Genomic DNA, 16,673 nt, shown 5'->3' on the forward strand with positions numbered 1-16,673 from the left:
GCGCGGCATGGATATCACCGCCACCCGCATCCGCTGGCGGCACGCCTATGCCTTCGTGCTGGCCGCCACTGCCTCGGCCGTCGGCCTGGGCAACATCTGGAAGTTCCCCTATATCCTGGGCGAGAACGGCGGGGGTGCGTTCCTGCTGGTCTACCTCGCGGCGATTGCCGTAATCGGTATCCCGGTCATGATGGCCGAGGTCATGATCGGCCGGCGCGGGCGCCGGTCACCGGGCTATGCGGCGCTGGCCGTAGCCCGCGAGAGTCGGGCGCACGATGGCTGGCAGATGGTGGGCTGGATCGGGATCCTAGCGTCATTCGTGATCATGGGCTTTTATGTGGTGGTGGCGGGGTGGGTGTTTTCCTACATCCCGCAGGCGGCGGCCGGGGCCTTTTCCCAGGCCGATGGCGAACAGGTACGGGCGGTCTTCGTGGCCACCACCACCTCGGCCAGCGGAATGCTGTCGTGGACGGCCTTCGGGATCGGTGCCACCTTTCTGATCCTCGGCCTGGGGCTGCGCGGCGGCCTGGAACGCGGCGTCAGCGTCCTGATGCCCCTTCTGTTCGCGCTGTTGTTGCTGGCAATGGCCAGCGGCCTGTGGATCGGCGACGTCCGCAGCGCGGCCGCCTTCATGTTTTGGCCCGATTTCGCGGCACTGGAGCCGCGCAGCCTGCTGATCGCCGTCGGTCATGCCTTCTTTACCATGACCCTCGCGGCCGGCGTGCTGATGATGTTCGGGGCCTACCTGCCACAGGAGATCTCGATCGGCGGCACCGCCGCCGGCATCGCAATCGCGGACACCCTGATTGCCCTGACCGCGGGGCTCGCGATCTTTCCCGTTGTATTCGCCTTCGATCTCGATCCCACGGCCGGCCCCGCTCTGATGTTCGAAGCCCTGCCCCTGGCGCTCAGCGCGATCCCGGCCGGCGCGCTCCTGACCGTGCTGTTCTTCGTCATGCTGGGCCTTGCCGCCTTCGGCACGATGATCACCGGCGTTCAGGTCTTCGTGCACCTGCTCCACGAACGTTTCGGGCTTGGGCACTGGTGGGCGTCCCTTACGGCCACGCTGAGCATCGGGGCGTGCAGCCTGATCACCATTTTTTCCTTCAGCGGGGCGGAATGGGCGCAAATCGATATCACGCTACTTGGGCGCGAACTGCCAACGCTTTACCACCTGCTGGAACACACCTCGATCAATATCCTGCTGCCCCTTTCCGGGCTGATGATCGCGGTGTTCGCAGGCTGGGTGGTCCCGGCGCACATCGCGGCGCAGGAGCTGCCGCACCGGCCGCTTGTCCTGGCCACCTGGCGCTGGACCCTGCGTTTCGTGGCCCCCGCCGCACTCCTGCTGCTGTTCTGGCAGCTCTCGTCCTTCGGCAGCCACCTGCCCCGCCTTTAGGGAAATACTGGGGTAACTAACCCAGCAGGGTCTGCAGTCTCTCCACGGCCTCGCGCAGTCGGGTCTCCGACTGGGTATAGGCGATCCGCAGATAGTCGCGCCCGCGGGTCGGGCTGAAATCCGTACCCGGCGTCAGGGCCACGCCGGCCTGGTCGAGAATGCGTGCGCAAAGCGCCTCGGAGTCCGCTCCGTGGGCGGTACAGTCGGCATAGATGTAGAACGCCCCTTCCGGACGGGCCTGGACCGCGAGCCCGAGCCCCGGGAGCGCGTCCAGGAGCACGTCGCGCCGCTGTTCCAGCTCGCGCACCTGCGTCTGCAGCAGTGCCTCGGTCGCCGGGGTGAAGGCCTCCAGTGCCGCCGTCTGGGCCATCGTGGCCGGGGCCACGAACAGGTTCTGCGCCAGGCGGCGCACCGGGTCCACCCAGGTCTCGGGCACCACCATCCAGCCCAGGCGCCAGCCGGTCATCGCGAAGTACTTGGAGAAGGAGTTGATCACCACCACGTCCGGGAAGCCGGCCGCGGCACTGGGCTCGGGGCGGTCAAAGACAATCTGGGCGTAGATCTCGTCCATGATCACCAGCCCGCCGCGTTCGCGCACGACCTCGACGATCGCGGTCAGGCGTTCGCGCGACAGGCAGGTCCCGGTCGGGTTCGCCGGGGAACCCAGCAGCACCGCCCGGGTGTTCGCGTGCCATGCCCCGGCGATGGCCTCGGGCGTCGGCTGGAAGGCATCCTCGGCGTGCACCGGCAGGCCCACGGGCAGCGCGCCACGCGCGGCGACGAACTGCCGGTTGCAGGCGTAGCCCGGGTCTGGCAGCAGGACCTCCTCGCCCGGGTTCACCCCGGCGGCCAGGGCCAGCAGGATCGCCGCCGACGCGCCCGCCGTGATCACGATCCGCTCGGGATCCACATCGGCACCGTGGCGCCGACGGTAGTCGGCGGCCAGTGCCTCGCGCAGCGCGCGGGTCCCGTGGGCGGGGGTGTAGCGCGTATCCCCGGCGGCCAGCGCCGCACGACCGGCGGCAATCACCGGCGGCGGCGTCGGGAAGTCCGGCTCCCCGACCTCCAGATGGATGATATCGCGCCCGTCGCGCTCGGCCTCCTGGGCACGGGCGAGGATGTCCATCACGCGGAACGGCTCGACCACCCTGGCGAATGCCGACAGGTCCGGGTCATGGGCCGGGCTGGCGAAAGGCGCCGAGGTCATCCTCGACTCAGCGGCGCACGTGCCGCATCAGGCGCTTGCGCTTTTGCTGCTGCCGCGGAGTCAGCTTGTTGCGCCGGCCGGCATACGGATTGCGACCGGACCGGAACTCCAGGCGCAGGGGCGTCCCGACCAGCTTGAGGTGCTTGCGGAAGAAGTTTTCCAGGTAGCGCTTGTAGCTGCCCGGCAGAGAATCGGTCTGGTTGCCGTGGACCACGATCACCGGCGGATTCTGCCCGCCCTGATGGGCGTAGCGCAGCTTGATCCGGCGACCGCTGACCATGGGCGGCGCATGCTCCGCCACCGCGGCCTCGAGCAGGCGCGTGAGTTCCGGCGTGGAGACCTTGCGAAAGGCGCTGGCATGCGCCTCGCGCACATCATCCAGCAGGTGCCCGACATTGGTGCCGTGCAACGCGGAGATCAGGCGCATGCGGGCGAAGTCGACAAAGCCCAGGCGGCGGTCCAGCTCGTCCCGGATGCGCTCGCGCGCATGGTCCTCCATGCCGTCCCACTTGTTGACCGCCAGCACCAGCGCGCGCCCTGCCTCGATCACCATGCCCAGCAGGTGCGAATCCTGGTCCGACAGCCCGGACTGGGCATCGACCACCAGGATCACCACGTGGGCGGCCTCGATGGCCTGCAGCGTCTTGATCACGCTGAATTTCTCGATCACCTCGTGCACCCGCGCCCGGCGCCGCACACCGGCGGTATCGATCAGGGTGTAGTCGGTGCCGTCACGCTCGAAGGGTACGAAGATGCTGTCGCGGGTGGTCCCGGCGACATCGGTGGCCACCACGCGCTCGTCACCAAGGATGCGGTTGACCAGGGTGGACTTGCCGACATTGGGCCGCCCGACAATCGCCACGCGGATGCCCGGCCAGTCGTCCAGGGCCGCCTGCTGCGAGGCTTCGTCGAGCCCGTCGCTGGACGCCGCTTCACTGGCCTCAACGCCGCCGGCCTCCAGCGCCGCGCGACGCGCCGCCGCCACGTCCTTGCGCACGCCCTGCATCAGGCCCTGGACGCCCCGCCCGTGGGCGGCCGCGATGGCCGTGATCGAGCCCAGACCCAGCGCGTAGAATTCGGCACTGACGGAGTCGGCATCCAGGCCGTCGGTCTTGTTCACCACCACCCGGGCCTTCACGCCGGCCGCCCGCAGCTGGTCGGCGATGACCTGGTCCTGCGGCGTCAGGCCATCGCGGGCGTCCACCAGGAACAGCACGTGATCGGCCTCGGCCACCGCGCGCCGAGTCTGCTCGGCCATCGCGCGGTCCATTTCCGCGCCCTCGCCCGACAGGCCGCCGGTGTCCACCACCAGGTAGGGGAAATCGCCCACCTTGCCGATCCCGTACTGGCGATCCCGTGTGAGCCCCGCGACATCGGCCACCAGGGCATCACGCGAGCGCGTGAGCTGATTGAACAGGGTGGACTTCCCGACGTTGGGGCGCCCGACCAGCGCGATCACCGGGATCATCGGTGTTCCCGACCCCCGCGGTACCCAGAGGCGGCTGGCCTAAGCGGGCTCACTCGGCGCCCCGGATCGCGGGGTTCACCGCGGTCAGTTGCCCGTTGTCGGTCACCACGTACAGCGTCCCGTTGACCAGCGTCGGGCGGGTCACCACGGAACCCGAGCTCGCGCGCAGCCGCGCGACGATGCGCCCATCCTCGAGATCGATCCAGTGCAGGTAGCCCTCGTAATCGCCGACGATCGCATGCGGTCCCACCACGACCGGCGCCGTGACCCCGCGCAGGCGCAGCCCGTCCATCTGCCACAGGTCGCCGCCACTGCGCGGCTGCAGGCCCCACACGTGGCTCTCGGCATCGGTCACCACCAGCACGTCGGAGTCGGTGTCCACGTCCGCGCCCTGGTAGGACGAGAAATCGCGGGTCCAGAAGAGCTCGCCGGAATTCAGATCCAGCGCGGCCAGACGGCCCTGATAGCTCGCGGCAATGGCCGCACCGCGATACAGCGGGATATGGCCGTCCACGTCCACCATGCGCTCGACCTCGGTGCGACCACTGGGGATGCCCAGCGTGGTCTCCCACAGGACATTGCCGCGATTAAGCCCCAGCATCAACAGGCGCCCGTTGTCGAAACCGGCCAGCACGCGTCCGGAGGTGATCTGCGGGCGCTGGGCGCCGCGCAGGCTCAGCGAGGGCGTGGTCCGCAGCGCGGTCCACTGGGTCGCGCCCGAGGCGGCGTCCAGCGCATGCAGGCGGCCGTCATTGGTGCGCACGACCACCAGCCCGCCAGCGACGTCCGAGACTGCCAGCACCTCGCTGGACAGCGCGGCGCGCCAGCGTTCCCCGCCCCCTTCCAGGTCCACACCGATCGCATAGCCGTCCAGGGTCCCGACCACCGCGAGGTCTTCGCCAACTCCGACACCGGCCGAGACTCGGGCGTCGTCCAGGCGCACCTGCCAGCGCTGGCTGCCACTCTCCGGATTCAGCCCGGAGACACGTCCACTGGCGTCGGTCATCACCACAAGGTCGTCGGTGATCCCCGGGTAGACCTGCCACAGGAAACGCTCGCCGCCGCTGCCCACCGAGCGCGACCACAGCCGTTCCGGCTGTCCCTCCGCCTCGAACTCCGGCAGTTCGGCCGGGGGCTCGGTGGTATCACGCTGCCACAGCCCGCAGGCGCTGAGGGACAGGATCAGGGCGCCGGCAATCAGCAGACGCATGGCCGGACTTGCAAGGTAAGGCACTGACATCGGGCGACAGATCCTCTAAGGAAACAAGGGTTTATGTACGCACTCGCGTTCGTGTCGCGGGTGCGCGCGAACGACGGGCGGCCCAGGAGTCTGTCGGATTCGGGCGATCGTCGCGAGCGTGGCGGGAGAGCGAGTCCATTTTTTCGGTCTCTCGAGGCGCATAGTGGGCACTATGTAACGAGAGAGAGCGGAAAAAGGGGCCGTTCTCCCACGCGCGCAGCCGATCAGTTCCAAGTCCGACAGACTCCGCCCCCCTCATTCAAACGGAAAGCTCTTCGTATTTCAGGCGCAGATATTCGGGGCTGTGGCCCGCGTCCAGGGCCGCCTCGTAATGTTCCCGGGCGCCCTCGCGATCGCCGCGAGCACGGGCGAGATCGCCCTGCAGCTCGCGCTTCAGGCCGTTGAAGGCCTCACTGCGCACATCCGCGAGGGTGGTCTCGGCGTCGTCCAGACGCTCGGCCAGGATCATCTGGCGCGCGAGACGCAGGGTCAGCACCTCGCGGTAGCCCCGATCGGGGGCCGCGTCGCGCGCGGCCTGCAGGGCGCTGATCGCCGTGTCGTGATCGTCCTGGGCAATGGCGACATCCGCGCGGTAGACCCAGGCCAGCGCACGGTATGGCGTGCCCCGGCCCTGCTCGATGATCGCATCGGCCAGTTCCTGGGCGCGATCGGTCTGCCCGGTCTGGCCGGCCACCTGCAGGGCCTGATACATCTCGGAGGCCGCCTGGGCGCGGGTTTCTTCCCGATCGCTCCACCAGTTCCAGCCGAACAGGCCGGCGACCCCGAGGACCAGGCCAGCCACGATCGCAAGGCCGTTGTCCGCCCACCACTGTTTGATGCGTTCGGCTTTTTCTTCGTCGGTGAGATCGCTCATGCTGTTCCTTGTTCTTGCTGGATCCGCGCTGGCGCGGTTACGACCGCTGCGCCAGCGCTGTACGGAGATGATCGGCCAGTGCGGTACGCTCCACGGCTACCTGCTCGCCTCCCTGCGATCTTAACGGCTTCACCGTCACGGTGCCCGCGGCGTGCTCGTCACTCCCGAGGACCAGGGCGTAGTGGGCGCCGAGGCGATCGGCCCGCTTCATCTGCGACTTGAAGCTGCCGCCGCCACAGTGCTGGACCAGGCGCAAGCCGGGCAGCTCGCCACGCAGCGCCTCGGCCAGTTGCAGCGCCGGCCCCACCAGTTCGTCGCCCCCGACGATCAGGTAGGCATCCGGCCCGGGTGCCGCGGGGGCCTCTTCGCGGGCCTCCAGCAACGCCACCAGGCGTTCCAGGCCCATGGCCATGCCGATGGCCGGGGTCCCGCGCCCGCCCAGCTGTTCGACCAGGCCATCGTACCGGCCCCCGGCGCAGACCGTGCCCTGGGCACCGAGATCGTCGGTGATCCACTCGAACACGGTGTGCGTATAGTAATCGAGCCCGCGCACCAGTCGCGGATTGTGCTCGTAGGGGATGCCCAGCGCATCGAGGTGCGCGCACAGGGCATCGAAATGGGCACGGGAGGCCTCGTCGAGGTCGTCCATCAGGCTGGGGGCGTTGACGACGATCGCACGGGTTTCCGGGTGCTTGCTGTCGAGGATGCGCATCGGGTTGTCGTAGAGCCGACGCTGCGCCTCCTCGTCCAGGGCCTCCCGGTGCTGTTCGAAATAGGCGATCAGATGGTCGCGGTACCGGCGGCGGCTTTCCGGCGTCCCCAGGGTGTTCAGCTCCAGGCGCACGTTGGCCAGCCCCAGCATGCGCCACAGGCGCGCGGTCATCGCCAGCATCTCGGCGTCCACATCCGGCCCCGGCAGACCGAAGACCTCGACCCCGACCTGGTGGAACTGGCGGTACCGCCCCTTCTGCGGCCGCTCGTGGCGGAACATCGGCCCCAGATACCACAGCCGCTGCACCTGGTTGTGCAGCAGCCCGTGCTGGATCCCCGCGCGCACGCAACTGGCCGTGCCCTCGGGGCGCAGGCTCAGGCTGTCGCCGTTGCGGTCATCGAAGGTGTACATCTCCTTCTCGACGATGTCCGTGACATCCCCGATGGAACGCTTGAACAGCTCGGTCGCCTCGACGATCGGCATGCGGATTTCATGGTAGCCGTAGCCCTCCAGGACCTCGCGCAGCGTGTCTTCCAGGTGCTGCCAGACGTGAACGGACTCGGGCAGGATGTCGTGCATCCCGCGGATCGACTTGATCGCTTTCATGATGTCTTTTCTTGTACGTGATGGCCGCGCGGGCAGATCCCGCGTCAGCCTTCCAGGTCGAAGCGCGCGGTGCGGTCGCTCCGGATATGCGGCTCGAGATCGACGGGCGTGCCATCCAGTGTCAGCGAGACCCCCTCGGCGTTGCCGAGGATCACACGGCCTGGCAATTCCAGGCGCAGCGTCTCGCGATCCCCCGAACTGAGGACGCCGGTCAGGACGACCTCGTCAGCGGCGTCGCGGATCTCCACCCAGGAGGTTTCGGAGAACTCCAGCACCAGCTCGGCGCCCCCGGCGGTGTCCGCCGGGGCCGGCGACGTCTCGGCCGGAGCCTCGGCCTCCGGCAGCGAGGCGATCTCGGACGCGACCTCGGGCGTGACCGGTTCCTCCGGCACGGCCACGCGCTCGGTCAGGGACTCGGGCGTGATCGCGAGGGTCTGGCCATCCTCGATGCCAGTGTCAGGGGTACTCTCGCCCGACTCGATGGGCTCGGCTTCGGCGGCCTCGGCCGCCGCGCTATCCTCCGCTCCGCCCTCGGTCGGGAGCGCTTCCGGGGGCGCGGCTTCACCATCCGGCACCACGGCCGGTTCCTCGTCCGTCAGCGCCGGATCCGCAAGGCCCTGTACAGCCTCCCGGGCATCCCCAAGGTTGATAGACGGCAGGCCGAGCGCGCCCGTGCGCTCGTTCCAGGCATAGACCCCGAGCCCCAGCAGGGCCACAAGCAGCAACAGTGCCAGCCAGTAGATCCCGCGGCTGCGGCGGCGCCGGCGTGCCCGCGCCGAGGGAGTCGCGACCGCCTGCAGCTCGGGATCCACCAGCCCGTGCTGTTCGAACGACTGGATCCAGGGTCCCGCGTCCACCCCCAGCTCGCGGGCACAGGAGCGCAGGTACCCGCGTACGTAGGCCGGCGGCATGTGATGAAAGCGATTGGCCTCGAGATCTTCCAGTGTGCCGCGCCCGAGGTGGATCCGACTGGCCAGGGTCGCGGTATCGAGGCCCGCGGCCTCGCGGGCACGGCGCAGACTCGCACCGGGCTCGTTCTCGCCCCCGGGCGTCTCTGCCTCGGCCTCGGCGGGCCGGTCGCGCGTGGTCAGGCCGTGCGCGGCCGAGAACGACGGCTCGGGGTCCGGGTCGCTCCCCTCGGTACGCAGGGGGGCGACGTTGGTGGTCGAATCGTCAACGTCCTCGACCCGCCCCAGGTCCGGTTCCTTGTCGCGCGGATCACTCATCCTTCACGCTCCAGACGCCGCAACTCGGTCATCTCGTCGCTGTCCGGATGCTGACGGCTCAGGCGCTCGGCGCAGGCATTGGCCGCGCGGCTGTTGCCCAGCGCGGTTTCGGCCTGATAGCACAGCAGAAGGGTCTCGGCGCTCTCGATACCCTGGCTGTCCAGCCGCTGCAGGAAGGCGCGGGTCTGCATCGGCCGGCCGTCCTGGTAGGTCAGCCGGGCCATCTCCAGCAGCGCGCGGGGATAGCCGGGATTGATCTCCAGCGCTTGACGGAGCTGGCGCTCCGCCTGCTCGGTATCGCCCGCATCGGCGTGGCAGACGCCGGAGTTCATGTAGGCGATGTCGCGGCGGTCATAATCCGGATTGTCGATGGCGCGCGCGAACAGGGCCTGCGCCTCGTCGAATTCCTCGCGGCTGCACAACAACGCCCCCAGGTTGGTCTGGGCGAAGGGGTTGCCCTCGTCACGGCGCAGGGCCCGGCGGTAATGTTCCTCGGCGCGATCCAGCTGGCCCTTGCGCTCGAGGACCGCGGCCATGCCGATATTGGCCAGGGCATCGCCGGGGTCATAGTCCAGCGCCCGACGCAGGTTGCGTTCGGCCTGTTCGAACTCGCCCTCGCGCAGATACCCGATCCCGAGCTCGGCGTGCACCTCGGCGGCCTCCTCGCGCTCGCCGGACACCGGCCGGTCGGCCGTGGCGGCACAGCCCCCCAGCACCAGCGCCAGCGTCAACGCCGCGGCGAGGCGCCAACCCGCGCGTCCCGTCATGAAGCCCTCCGATCCGTCTGTGGCAATTCGGCGTGCAGGCGGAACATGCGCATCCCGCGATTGGTACGGTCCTCGACCTGGCCCACCAGCTGGCCGCAGGCGGCATCGATGTCATCCCCGCGGGTACGCCGCACGGTGGTGACGTAGCCGGCCTTTTGCAGCCGTCGTTCAAAGGCCAGCACATCGGCCTCCCGCGGGCGGTCGAACGGGGCCCCCGGGAACGGATTGAACGGGATCAGGTTGATCTTGCCGGGAATACCGCGCAACAGTCCGGCGAGCTCGTTGGCATGTTCCGGCTGGTCGTTGACCCCGGCCAGCAGCACGTATTCGAAGGTCACGCCGCTGTGGGCATCGGTCGCCTCCACATAGCGGCGACAGCTGTCCAGCAGCTCGGCGATCGGGTACTTGCGGTTGATCGGCACTAGACGGTCGCGCAGCGCATCATTCGGCGCGTGCAGACTGACGGCCAGCGCGACATCCGTGTGTTCGCTCAGACGATCCAGCGCCGGCACCAGACCGGAAGTGGACAGGGTCACGCGCCGCCGGCTCAGGCCGTAGGCGTTGTCGTCGGTCATGAGCTGGCAGGCCGGCACGACCGCGTCGAAGTTGGCCAGCGGCTCGCCCATCCCCATCAGCACCACGTTGCTCACCGCCCGCTTGCGCCCTTCCGGCGCCGGCAGGCGCTGCATGGCCAGCCACACCTGGCCGATGATCTCGGCGCTGGTCAGGTTGCGGTTAAAACCCTGCTGAGCGGTGGAACAGAAGGTGCAGTCGAGCGCGCAGCCGACCTGGGAGGAGATGCACAGCGTGCCGCGCCCGCCCTCGGGGATGAAGACGGTCTCGATGGCATTGCCGTCGGGGAGCCGCAGCACCCACTTGACGGTGCCGTCGGCGGAGGCCTTTTCCAGCCCGATCTCGGGGACGCGGATCTCGGTCTCGCGCGCCAGGCGCTCGCGCAGCTTGCGCGAGACGTCGGTCATCTGCTCGAAGTCGGTGACCCCGCGCTGATGGATCCACTTGACGAGCTGGGTGGCACGAAAACGCGGTTCACCCCACTGCGCCAGCAGCTCGACAAGCTGTTGGTGGCTGTAGCCCAGCAGATTCAGGGGGGTGGAGGATGCGCTTGCCATATCAGGGACCGGTTGGCTCAAGTCCCCTAGTGTACTGTGCCGAAGGGATGCCTGCCTACGGGGCCCGGTGCACGGTGCAACCGGGCCCCGCAGCACATGCGGTGCGGACCGTCTTAGCGGGTGCGCGGGCAGACGCCGTCGTCACCGAAGAAGAAGGCGATCTCGCGCTCGGCGGTCTCCGGGGCATCGGAGCCGTGCACGGCGTTCTCGTCGATGGAGACGGCGAAATCGGCGCGGATGGTGCCCGGGGCCGCTTCCTTCGGGTTGGTCGCGCCCATGATGTCGCGGTTCTTGGCGATGGCGTCCTCGCCTTCGAGGACCTGAACCAGCACCGGGCCGGAGATCATGAACTCAACCAGATCGTTGAAGAACGGGCGTTCCTTGTGCACGTCGTAGAAGCCTTCGGCCTGTTCGCGGCTCAGGTGCATCATGCGCGCGCCCACGACCTTCAGGCCGGCCTTCTCGAAGCGGCCGATGATGTCGCCGATCGCGTTCTTGGCAACGGCGTCGGGCTTGATGATGGAAAGGGTGCGTTCAACGGCCATGGGGCGGCTCTCCTGCTACTGGGTTTGAAGATCGGTCGCCGGGCCCGCCCTGAAAACGAGAGAACCCGCTGAACAGCGGGTTCCCAACGCAAAATCAACGCGGACACAACGTGCGGCGCGTAGTCTATCGACCTCCCACGCCCACGGCAATCGACCGCGCCAAGACCTTAGTGCACCGCCAGCGTCGTACCGAAGGTCAAAAGCGACTCACAGGAAGATGGGAAGACTGGAAGGAATCATTATGTGTGGCGATCGGGTGGCTCTTGCCGGGGCGAAGCACCGTTGAATTCTTCCAATCTTCAAACCTTCCTGTGAACCGCTCTTGACCTTCAGGGCGCTGATACGAAACCAGGCTTGGGTCTTCAGTCGTCGACGTCGGCCTCGTCCATCCAGGCGGCCTGGATCGCCTCGAGGATGCGCTCGCCGGAGCGGTTGGGGTCATCGTCGAAGTCCGGCAGGTTCATCACCCACTGGCGCAGGTCCACGAAGTTGATGTTGCGCGGGTCGACGTCCGGGTGTTCGTCGGCCAGCTGCATCGCGATTTCCTGGGTATCGGTCCACTTCATCGCCTTTCCCTCGCTCAGTGGTTCTCGGAGACCTGATTGATGGTGTACTTCGGCAGTTCCACCACGAGGTCCGTGTCCGCGACGATCGCCTGGCAGGACAGCCGCGAGTCCGGCTCCAGGCCCCAGGCCTTGTCGAGCATGTCCTCTTCGTCCTCGGTGGCCTCCTCCAGACTGTCCAGCCCCTCGCGCACGTAGACGTGGCAGGTCGTGCAGGCACAGGACTTCTCGCAGGCGTGTTCGATCTCGATCCCGTTTTTCAGGGCGAGATCGCAGATGCTGATGCCCGGCTCGGCCTCGATGGAGGCCCCCTCCGGGCAGATTTCCTCGTGGGGCAGAAAGATTACCTGGGGCATGGTGTCAGTTCCCTGCGTCGTATTCGCTAACGTTGTGTCCGGCGAGCGCGCGCCGGATGCTGTCATTCATGCGCCGCGCGACAAAGGCCTCGGAGGCCTGCTCCACGCGCTTGCGCGCCGCCTCGATGGCGTCGGGGTCGGCCCCCTTCTCGCGTTCGGCGCGCAGGGCGTCGCGCGCCTGCTCGATGGTCTGGCGTTCCGCGGCCTCGAGGTAGCGGTCACCGTCCGTCTCCAGCGCGGCGTCCAGCGCCTCGAGCACGCGGTCGGCCTCGACCTGTTCCTCGCGCAAGCGCCGCGCCTCCATGTCCTCGCGCGCGGAGGAGGCGGAATCGCGCAACATCTGCTCGATCTCGGAATCGGTCAGGCCGTAGCTCGGCTTGACCTCGATATGCGCCTCCACACCCTGGGTCTGCTCGCGTGCCGTTACGTTCAGCAGGCCGTCGGCGTCCACCTGGAAGGTCACGCGAATGCGCGCAGCGCCCGCGACCATCGGCGGGATGCCCGACAATGTGAACCGGGCGAGCGAGCGGTTGGCATCGACCACATCGCGTTCGCCCTGCACCACGTGCAGCGACATCGCGGTCTGGCCGTCCTTGAAGGTGGTGAACTCCTGCGCCCGCGTGACCGGGATGGTGGTGTTGCGCGGGACGATGAACTCGACCAGCCCGCCCATCGTCTCCAGCCCCAGCGACAGCGGGATCACGTCCAGCAGCACCAGTTCGGTATCCGGCTTGTTGCCGGCGAGGATGTCCGCCTGTTGCGCGGCCCCGATCGCGACCACGCGGTCCGGGTCGATGCCGGCGTGCGGGGTGCGGCCGAAGAAGCCCTCCACCGCCTCGCGCACTGCCGGCATGCGGGTGGAACCACCCACCAGCACCACCTCGTCGATGGCGCCGGGCTCCAGCCCGGCATCCTCCAGCACCTGCCGGCAGGCGGCCATGGTGCGCTCCAGCAACGGCCGCGCCAGCTCCACCAGGGTGTCGCGATCCAGCTCGCCGGACCAGGTGGAGCCGTCGGCGCGCCTGACCTCGACCGGGGTACGCGCGGCATCGGTCAGGGCCTCCTTGGCCTGGCGGGCGGCCAGCAGCACGCGGCGCAGGCGCTGCGGATCGGTCTCGCCGGCCATGCCGGCCTGGTTCAGCAGCCAGTCGGCGATGGCGCGGTCGATATCGTCGCCGCCCAGGGCGGAATCACCGCCGGTCGCCAGCACCTCGAACACCCCGCGGCGCAGCTGCAGGATGGAGATATCGAAGGTACCGCCGCCCAGGTCATAGACGGCAATGGTGTTCTCTTCGCCCTGGTCCAGTCCGTAGGCGACCGCCGCCGCGGTCGGCTCGCTGATCAGGCGGAAGACATTCAGGCCGGCCAGCTGTGCGGCGTCCCGCGTGGCCTGGCGCTGGGCATCGTCGAAGTACGCGGGCACGGTGATCACCACGCCTTCGAGTTCGTCGCCCAAGGTCTCCTCGGCCCGCTGGCGCAGGGTATGCAGGATCTCCGCGGACACCTCCACCGCCGTCTTGTCGCCCGCGGCGGTCTCGATGCGCGGCACGCTGGACTCGCCGGTCTTCAGCCGGAACGGCAGCTCGCCGGACAGCGTGGCGACGTCCGCCGCGCCGCGCCCGATGAGCCTTTTGACCGAGGCGATGGTGTTGTGCGGGTCATCCGCGGCGTGCTCGGCAGCCGCATGCCCCACGCTCACCGCATCCGCGGCATAGTGCACCACCGACGGCAGGATATGCCGACCCTGTTCGTCGGGCAGTGTGTCCGCCTCGCCGCTGCGCACGGTCGCGACCAGCGAGTGGGTCGTGCCGAGGTCGATCCCGGCCGCGAGATGGCGCTGGTGCGGCGCGGACTCGGCTCCGGGTTCGGTGATCTGCAATAACGCCATCGGGTATTCGGCTCCTTCACACGGGCGCGGCGGGTGCTACTTGCCGCGCGCCAGGTTCTGTCGGGTTCGTTTCGTTTCTTCCAGCAGGCGATCGAAGAAGCGCAGCTCCAGCACCCGGTCCTTGGCATCCGGCGCGGGTGCTTCCGGGTCTTTCAGGGCATCCGCGACCTTCGCCCGCGCCTCGGCGCGGGCCTGCGCCAGCTCGGTCGCGACCGCTTCCAGTCCGGCCGCATCCCCGCTCGCCGCGGTCTCCTCCAGGCGTTCACGCCATTCGATCTGCGCCTGGATGAACTCGATGTCCTGACTGGTATCGCGTTCGGGGTCAAAGGCCACCCCGGTCCGCTCCAGCAGGTGCACCGCCCGGCGGTAGTCGTCGCCCAGGATCGCGTAGGCCTCGTTCACGTCGGCCGCCACCGCCGCCGCCATGCGGCGCGCCTGGTCACCCTGGCGCACGAAGCGGTCCGGGTGCAGTTCCGCCTGCAGGCGACGAAAGCGCTCGTCCAGCTGTTGCCGGTCGACCTCGAAGGCCACCGGCAGGTCAAACTGCTCGAATGGGTCGTTCATTGCGTCCCTTGCGACGGGCTTGCAAAAGAAAAGGGGTGGTACGACAGCCACCGGGGACGTATCCCCGGGCAACCGCCATGCACCACCCCGCGTGCGAGGCTCAGTCAGATGCTGAAGCTTTCACCGCAGCCGCACCGGGCCTTCTCGTTCGGGTTGTTGAACTTGAACCCCTCGTTCAGGCCTTCCTTGCCGAAGTCCAGCTCGGTGCCGTCCAGGTACACGAGGGACTTCGGGTTCACGACCATCTTGACGCCACGATCCTCGAAGACCGTGTCGGTCTCCTCGATATCGTCGGCGAACTCCACCACGTAGGCCATGCCGGAGCAGCCGGTCGTCCTGACGCCCAGCCGAACGCCCACACCCTTACCCCGCTTCTCGAGGAAGTTGTGGATGCGTTCGGCCGCGGGTTCGGTCACTGTAATCGCCATAGAGCCCTCAGGCAGATTTCTTCTCGGCTTCCGCGGCCTGGCCGTGGCGCTCCTGGTAGTTCGACACCGCCGCCTTGATGGCGTCCTCGGCCAGCACGGAGCAGTGGATCTTCACCGGCGGCAGGGCCAGCTCTTCGGCGATCTGGGTGTTCTTGATCTGGCTCGCCTCTTCCAGGGTCTTGCCACGCACCCATTCGGTGAGCAGCGAGCTGGAGGCGATCGCCGAGCCGCAGCCGTAGGTCTTGAACTTGGCGTCCTCGATGATGCCCTCGTCGTTGACCTTGATCTGCAGCTTCATCACGTCGCCGCAGGCCGGGGCGCCGACCATGCCGGTGCCGACCGTGTCGTCGTTCTTGTCGAAGCTGCCGACGTTGCGCGGATTTTCATAGTGGTCCAGAACCTTGTCACTGTACGCCATGACCGTTCTCCTGTTGCGTGTGTACGCGTTGCGTTAGTGGTGTCGAGCGGGCCCCTAGTGGGCCGCCCACTCGACGGTGCTCAGATCGATGCCGTCCTGGTACATCTCCCACAGCGGGGAGAGCTCGCGCAGCTTGGCGACCGCGGCGCGCACGATCTCGACCGTATGGTCGATCTCCTCCACGGTGGTGTAGCGACCGATGGAGAAGCGGATCGAGCTGTGTGCCAGCTCGTCGTCGCGGCCCAGTGCGCGCAGCACGTAGGACGGCTCCAGGCTGGCCGAGGTGCAGGCCGAGCCGGAGGACACCGCGATGTCGCGCAGCGCCATGATCAGGCTCTCGCCCTCCACGAAGTTGAACGACACGTTCAGGTTGTGCGCGACACGCTGTTCCTGGTCACCGTTCAGGTAGACCTCTTCCATGCCGTCGAGACCGGCCCAGAGGCGGTCGCGCAGCATGCGCACGCGCTCCAGCTCGGGACCCATCTCGGCACCGGCGATCGCGAACGCCTCGCCCATGCCGACGATCTGGTGCGGCGCCAGCGTGCCGGAGCGCATGCCGCGCTCGTGGCCACCGCCGTGCATCTGGGCCTCGATACGCACCCGCGGCTTGCGCCGCACGAACAGCGCACCGATGCCCTTCGGACCGTAGGTCTTGTGCGCGGAGAAGCTCATCAGGTCTACCGGCAGCTTCGACAGATCGATGGCGACCTTGCCGGTGGACTGCGCGGCGTCCACATGGAACACGATCCCGCGCTCGCGGCACAGGTTGCCGATCGCCTCGATGTCCTGGATGACTCCGATCTCGTTGTTCACGTGCATCACCGAGACCACGATGGTGTCGTCACGCATCGCGTCTTCCAGCTCCTGCATGTCGACCAGGCCGTTTTCCTTCACGCCCAGGTAGGTGACCTCGAAGCCTTCGCGCTCGAGCTGGCGCGTGGTGTCCAGCACAGCCTTGTGCTCGGTCTTCACCGTGATGATGTGCTTGCCCTTGCGCTGGTAGAAGTGCGCCGCGCCCTTGATCGCCAGGTTGTCGGCCTCGGTCGCACCGGAGGTCCAGATGATCTCCTTCGGATCGGCGCCCACCAGCTGGGCCACCTGGCCCCGGGCGTTCTCGACCGCCTTCTCCGCGTTCCAGCCAAAACTGTGGCTGCGCGAGGCCGGGTTCCCGAACAGCCCGTCCTTGGTCAGGCAGCCCGCCATCTTTTCCGCCACGCGCTCGTCGACCGGCGTGGTGGAGGAATAGTCGAGATAGATCGGCAGTTTCAGGTCACTCATGGGG

Annotated in this window: 17 protein-coding genes; 1 reads left to right on the top strand and 16 read right to left on the bottom strand. The window is 68.1% G+C overall.

The genetic code is table 11. The features are described 5' to 3' along the window. Nucleotides 1–7: 7 nt before the first annotated feature. A complete protein-coding gene (locus tag F614_RS0102390; RefSeq protein ID WP_018866813.1) occupies nucleotides 8–1,399 on the top strand; it encodes a sodium-dependent transporter in 1,392 nt (463 codons plus the stop codon). A 16-nt stretch (nucleotides 1,400–1,415) separates the two neighbouring features. On the opposite strand, the gene F614_RS0102395 is transcribed toward F614_RS0102390, so the two are convergent. The 16 genes from F614_RS0102395 to F614_RS0102470 all read right to left on the bottom strand — a co-directional run bounded on the left by F614_RS0102395 (nucleotide 1,416) and on the right by F614_RS0102470 (nucleotide 16,669). Further along, nucleotides 1,416–2,606 (bottom strand): aminotransferase class I/II-fold pyridoxal phosphate-dependent enzyme, encoded by a 1,191-nt coding sequence (locus F614_RS0102395; RefSeq protein WP_018866814.1) that lies wholly within the window; start codon nucleotides 2,604–2,606, stop codon nucleotides 1,416–1,418. A 7-nt stretch (nucleotides 2,607–2,613) separates the two neighbouring features. Next, entirely contained in the window at nucleotides 2,614–4,074 is a 1,461-nt protein-coding gene (gene der, locus F614_RS0102400; RefSeq protein WP_018866815.1) for a ribosome biogenesis GTPase Der, read from the bottom strand. Nucleotides 4,075–4,123: 49 nt separating this feature from the next. Further along, a complete protein-coding gene (bamB, locus tag F614_RS0102405; RefSeq protein ID WP_018866816.1) occupies nucleotides 4,124–5,284 on the bottom strand; it encodes an outer membrane protein assembly factor BamB in 1,161 nt (386 codons plus the stop codon). 289 nt (nucleotides 5,285–5,573) lie between these two features. Beyond that, a complete protein-coding gene (locus tag F614_RS0102410) occupies nucleotides 5,574–6,188 on the bottom strand; it encodes a tetratricopeptide repeat protein (protein WP_018866817.1) in 615 nt (204 codons plus the stop codon). A 37-nt stretch (nucleotides 6,189–6,225) separates the two neighbouring features. Beyond that, nucleotides 6,226–7,506, bottom strand: a complete 1,281-nt coding sequence (hisS, locus tag F614_RS0102415; protein WP_018866818.1) for a histidine--tRNA ligase — start codon at nucleotides 7,504–7,506, stop codon at nucleotides 6,226–6,228. A gap of 44 nt (nucleotides 7,507–7,550) precedes the next feature. Further along, nucleotides 7,551–8,732 (bottom strand): helix-turn-helix domain-containing protein, encoded by a 1,182-nt coding sequence (locus F614_RS0102420; RefSeq protein WP_018866819.1) that lies wholly within the window; start codon nucleotides 8,730–8,732, stop codon nucleotides 7,551–7,553. Continuing rightward, nucleotides 8,729–9,499: a type IV pilus biogenesis/stability protein PilW gene (gene pilW / locus F614_RS0102425; RefSeq protein ID WP_018866820.1), complete on the bottom strand. Its 771-nt coding sequence runs from the start codon at nucleotides 9,497–9,499 to the stop codon at nucleotides 8,729–8,731. Before pilW ends, F614_RS0102420 begins: the two co-directional genes overlap by 4 nt. Then, nucleotides 9,496–10,629 (bottom strand): bifunctional tRNA (adenosine(37)-C2)-methyltransferase TrmG/ribosomal RNA large subunit methyltransferase RlmN, encoded by a 1,134-nt coding sequence (locus F614_RS0102430; protein ID WP_018866821.1) that lies wholly within the window; start codon nucleotides 10,627–10,629, stop codon nucleotides 9,496–9,498. The genes pilW and F614_RS0102430 overlap by 4 nt, the downstream gene beginning before the upstream one ends. A gap of 113 nt (nucleotides 10,630–10,742) precedes the next feature. Further along, complete coding sequence (ndk, locus tag F614_RS0102435) at nucleotides 10,743–11,174, bottom strand: nucleoside-diphosphate kinase (RefSeq protein WP_017942415.1); 432 nt, start codon at nucleotides 11,172–11,174, stop codon at nucleotides 10,743–10,745. A 362-nt stretch (nucleotides 11,175–11,536) separates the two neighbouring features. Beyond that, the gene (gene iscX, locus F614_RS0102440; protein WP_018866822.1) at nucleotides 11,537–11,740 is read right to left on the bottom strand and encodes a Fe-S cluster assembly protein IscX; all 204 of its coding nucleotides are present in this window, start codon (nucleotides 11,738–11,740) and stop codon (nucleotides 11,537–11,539) included. A 14-nt stretch (nucleotides 11,741–11,754) separates the two neighbouring features. Next, the gene (fdx, locus tag F614_RS0102445; protein WP_018866823.1) at nucleotides 11,755–12,093 is read right to left on the bottom strand and encodes an ISC system 2Fe-2S type ferredoxin; all 339 of its coding nucleotides are present in this window, start codon (nucleotides 12,091–12,093) and stop codon (nucleotides 11,755–11,757) included. Nucleotides 12,094–12,097: 4 nt separating this feature from the next. Next, nucleotides 12,098–13,981 (bottom strand): Fe-S protein assembly chaperone HscA, encoded by a 1,884-nt coding sequence (hscA, locus tag F614_RS0102450; protein ID WP_019592974.1) that lies wholly within the window; start codon nucleotides 13,979–13,981, stop codon nucleotides 12,098–12,100. Between the two features lie 36 nt (nucleotides 13,982–14,017). After that, nucleotides 14,018–14,545, bottom strand: coding sequence for a Fe-S protein assembly co-chaperone HscB (hscB, locus tag F614_RS0102455; RefSeq protein WP_018866825.1), 528 nt, complete (start codon nucleotides 14,543–14,545; stop codon nucleotides 14,018–14,020). Between the two features lie 104 nt (nucleotides 14,546–14,649). Beyond that, nucleotides 14,650–14,973: an iron-sulfur cluster assembly protein IscA gene (gene iscA / locus F614_RS0102460; RefSeq protein WP_017942410.1), complete on the bottom strand. Its 324-nt coding sequence runs from the start codon at nucleotides 14,971–14,973 to the stop codon at nucleotides 14,650–14,652. Between the two features lie 7 nt (nucleotides 14,974–14,980). Next, entirely contained in the window at nucleotides 14,981–15,391 is a 411-nt protein-coding gene (iscU, locus tag F614_RS0102465; RefSeq protein WP_018866826.1) for a Fe-S cluster assembly scaffold IscU, read from the bottom strand. Between the two features lie 54 nt (nucleotides 15,392–15,445). Beyond that, a complete protein-coding gene (locus F614_RS0102470; protein WP_018866827.1) occupies nucleotides 15,446–16,669 on the bottom strand; it encodes an IscS subfamily cysteine desulfurase in 1,224 nt (407 codons plus the stop codon). Between the last annotated feature and the right edge of the window lie 4 nt (nucleotides 16,670–16,673).

Origin of the sequence: Thioalkalivibrio sp. ALE12, assembly GCF_000381105.1 — a bacterium.
Lineage (GTDB): Bacteria > Pseudomonadota > Gammaproteobacteria > Ectothiorhodospirales > Ectothiorhodospiraceae > Thioalkalivibrio.

What these genes read in the sequence shown, in the direction of transcription:
- iscX (WP_018866822.1), bottom strand. Translation starts at nt 11,740, where the DNA reads ATGAAGTGGACCGATACCCAGGAAATCGCGATGCAGCTGGCCGACGAA.
- F614_RS0102420 (WP_018866819.1), bottom strand. Translation starts at nt 8,732, where the DNA reads ATGAGTGATCCGCGCGACAAGGAACCGGACCTGGGGCGGGTCGAGGAC.
- iscA (WP_017942410.1), bottom strand. Translation starts at nt 14,973, where the DNA reads ATGGCGATTACAGTGACCGAACCCGCGGCCGAACGCATCCACAACTTC.
- F614_RS0102410 (WP_018866817.1), bottom strand. Translation starts at nt 6,188, where the DNA reads ATGAGCGATCTCACCGACGAAGAAAAAGCCGAACGCATCAAACAGTGG.
- F614_RS0102390 (WP_018866813.1), top strand. Translation starts at nt 8, where the DNA reads ATGGATATCACCGCCACCCGCATCCGCTGGCGGCACGCCTATGCCTTC.
- F614_RS0102470 (WP_018866827.1), bottom strand. Translation starts at nt 16,669, where the DNA reads ATGAGTGACCTGAAACTGCCGATCTATCTCGACTATTCCTCCACCACG.
- hisS (WP_018866818.1), bottom strand. Translation starts at nt 7,506, where the DNA reads ATGAAAGCGATCAAGTCGATCCGCGGGATGCACGACATCCTGCCCGAG.
- F614_RS0102395 (WP_018866814.1), bottom strand. Translation starts at nt 2,606, where the DNA reads ATGACCTCGGCGCCTTTCGCCAGCCCGGCCCATGACCCGGACCTGTCG.
- ndk (WP_017942415.1), bottom strand. Translation starts at nt 11,174, where the DNA reads ATGGCCGTTGAACGCACCCTTTCCATCATCAAGCCCGACGCCGTTGCC.
- F614_RS0102430 (WP_018866821.1), bottom strand. Translation starts at nt 10,629, where the DNA reads ATGGCAAGCGCATCCTCCACCCCCCTGAATCTGCTGGGCTACAGCCAC.
- iscU (WP_018866826.1), bottom strand. Translation starts at nt 15,391, where the DNA reads ATGGCGTACAGTGACAAGGTTCTGGACCACTATGAAAATCCGCGCAAC.
- der (WP_018866815.1), bottom strand. Translation starts at nt 4,074, where the DNA reads ATGATCCCGGTGATCGCGCTGGTCGGGCGCCCCAACGTCGGGAAGTCC.
- bamB (WP_018866816.1), bottom strand. Translation starts at nt 5,284, where the DNA reads ATGCGTCTGCTGATTGCCGGCGCCCTGATCCTGTCCCTCAGCGCCTGC.
- pilW (WP_018866820.1), bottom strand. Translation starts at nt 9,499, where the DNA reads ATGACGGGACGCGCGGGTTGGCGCCTCGCCGCGGCGTTGACGCTGGCG.
- hscA (WP_019592974.1), bottom strand. Translation starts at nt 13,981, where the DNA reads ATGGCGTTATTGCAGATCACCGAACCCGGAGCCGAGTCCGCGCCGCAC.
- fdx (WP_018866823.1), bottom strand. Translation starts at nt 12,093, where the DNA reads ATGCCCCAGGTAATCTTTCTGCCCCACGAGGAAATCTGCCCGGAGGGG.
- hscB (WP_018866825.1), bottom strand. Translation starts at nt 14,545, where the DNA reads ATGAACGACCCATTCGAGCAGTTTGACCTGCCGGTGGCCTTCGAGGTC.